This window comes from Paeniglutamicibacter sulfureus, assembly GCF_030512175.1.
GTDB lineage: Bacteria > Actinomycetota > Actinomycetes > Actinomycetales > Micrococcaceae > Paeniglutamicibacter > Paeniglutamicibacter sulfureus.
This window is the reverse complement of the sequence record NZ_JAULBL010000005.1, coordinates 1-2,558: the sequence shown is the minus strand read 5'-3', so window position 1 is coordinate 2,558 and position 2,558 is coordinate 1. Positions and strand designations below refer to the sequence as shown.

The window sequence follows — 2,558 nt, the reverse complement described above, 5'->3', positions numbered from 1 at the left end:
TGTGTGTGATCGACTATCTTTAGGCCGTTTCAGCCAAGAATGTAAGCCAAGTTGGCGGCCCATTTCAGGCCAAAAGAGCGGTAAGAACTAGGCCAGTAAATTCATCCCGGAGCACATCATTCCGGCTTTGGCTTGGAGATAGAGATCACCCGGTGGTTCGGAGTCCAGTCCAGAGTGTCAAAAGACATGGGCCCGCCGCCGGCCGATAAGTTCCTTACGGCGCTGCCATTGCAAAGCGTGTGCGCCGGAAGGGCTGGAAAGCAGATGACGGTACCCATGTCGTTACAAGAAAATATCAGAAAATTGGATTCCCAAGGAGTCCCCGTCCGTGAGATCGCACGTAGGTTGGGCATCAGCCGGACTTCGGCAGCCAAATACGCCAAGCAAGAAGACTTCTCCCCGGCAGCACCGTTGCCCGCGGCCAGACCTGGAGCCTCGGTGTTGACCGGCTTTGATCACATCATTGAACAGTGGTTGAGCGAGGATGCACGTCGGCCACGGAAACAACGGCATACGGCTAAGCGAGTTTTTGACCGTCTCGTAGAAGAGCATGGCTTCACCGGCACCTATTCGCCGGTCCAGCGCCACATGAAGCAATGGATCGCACGGAACCGCACCACCGGGGAAGGCTTCACAGAATTGGTTTGGCCCGCCGGCACCGTGCAAGTCGACTTCGGCCAAGCCGAAGCCATCATCGCCGGGATACGGCAGGTCATCCACATCTTCGTGGTGAGCTTCCCGTTCTCGAACATGCGCTTCGTGCAGGCGTACCGAGGAGAAACGGCAGAATGCGTGGCCCACGGCCTGCGGACGGTGTTCGAACACATTGGGGCCGTGCCACGCCACATGGTGTTTGATAACGCCACGGGCATCGGCAGACGGGTAGGAACCAAGGTCGTGGAGACCAAGCTGTTTGCCGCATTCAAACTCCACTACCGCACAGAATCACGCTACTGCAATCCATATTCTGGCCACGAGAAGGGCAGCGTGGAAAACGCGGTGGGGTTTCTCCGCCGCAATTTTATGGTCCCTGAACCGGAAGCCGCCACTTTGGAGGGTTTGAACAAGAGGTTCATGGCCAAATGCGACGCGTTGGCCTCCACCGTCCACTACCGCAAAGGGCTGCCCTTGGGTGAACTATTCGCCCAAGACGTCGCCGCGTCCCTGGAGTTGCCGGGGGTCGGGTTCGAGGCGGTGCGTTACGAGTCCCGTAGGGCCGACAGAGTCGGGAACTTACTCGTGGACGGGAACACTTACGCGGCCGGTTCCTCGTTCCATGGGCGACTGCTCACGGTGGGGCTGGGGCATGAGGTGGTGCAGATCTTGGATGAGCATTCCGCACCGGTCCGCACCTTCGGTCGAGTTTTTGGTAAGCAGACCGAGACGATCTTCGAGCCCTCTTCCTTGGTGCCGCTGCTGGTGACCAAGCCCGGGGCGTGGTCTCATTCTCCGTTACGTACCTTGGTCACTGATCCGGTGCGTGACTGGTTGGATAAGGCGACCGCCACGGATCGGCGGCGGCTGTTCAATGCGGTGGATGCCGTATCCGGGACCACCGGGTTCGAGCATGCAATACAGGCCGCAGACACGCTGATCCAGCGTGGGGACGGACCGGACATGGCCATGCTGGGCATGCTCGCCCGTCGCCTGGCCGACGGCACCGAACCTTCGGCAGCGAACGTGGATTTGAGCGTTTATGACACTTTCACCACCTTGAATATGAGCACGGGAGAAGTCGCATGAACCCGATTACCGTCCAAGACCTCCTCGATGCTGGCAAGCATGCTTCCTTGACCGGCAGCGTATTGAGCGAATGGGCTGAGAAAGGCACCCCGAAGCAACGTGAATACCTGCACGGGGTGCTGGTGGCCGAGCATGAATCCAGGCTCGAATCTCGGCGCCAGAGGTTGTTGAAGGCTGCACGGTTGCCGGCGATGAAGTCTCTGACAGGATTCGACTACAGCAACGTCAGGTTCCCCGACGACTATGGAAGCCATCCCCTTGAATCCTTGGACTTCATAGATCGCGCCCAAGACTTGGTCCTTTACGGGGACGTGGGGACGGGCAAGACTCATATGGCGACCGCTCTGGTGGTCGCAGCGTGCCAGCGGGGCATCGCGGCGAAGTTCTTCACCACCTCGGCGTTGGTGATGATGCTGAGGCGGGCGAAGGAGGAGGGTCGGTTGGATAAGGAACTTGCGTCCTTGGCCAAGAATCAATTAATCGCGATTGACGAGCTGGGATACCTGCCGATCGATACCGAAGGGGCCAGGTTGTTGTTCCAGGTGATCGCGGATGGGTATGAAAAGCGGAGCCTGATCATCACGACAAACCTCGAGTTCTCGAGGTGGGGAACGGTGTTCGGGGATGACAACATGGCTGCGGCTGTCATTGATCGTTTGGTGCACCACGGGAGGCTGTTGCAGTTCCGTGGTGAGTCCTATCGGGTCAAAAATGCGCTCATGAAATAGCTTGGCGCTGAAATGGACCAGAAGTGAGCCAAGGTGGTCTAGTTCTTAGCGCTTTAATGGCCTACTTAAATTTGACGAAACACAGCC

2 protein-coding genes are annotated in these 2,558 nt (G+C 58.1%); both read left to right on the top strand.

Annotated features, from left to right (window positions below; genetic code table 11):
• Positions 1 to 276 precede the first annotated feature (276 nt).
• Positions 277 to 1,743 carry an IS21 family transposase gene (gene istA, locus Q2T94_RS20440; protein ID WP_302266477.1) on the top strand — a complete coding sequence of 489 codons (1,467 nt, stop codon included), beginning with the start codon at positions 277 to 279 and terminating at the stop codon, positions 1,741 to 1,743.
• Positions 1,740 to 2,471, top strand: coding sequence for an IS21-like element helper ATPase IstB (gene istB, locus Q2T94_RS20435; protein WP_302266476.1), 732 nt, complete (start codon positions 1,740 to 1,742; stop codon positions 2,469 to 2,471). Before istA ends, istB begins: the two co-directional genes overlap by 4 nt.
• The last annotated feature ends 87 nt before the right edge of the window (positions 2,472 to 2,558 follow it).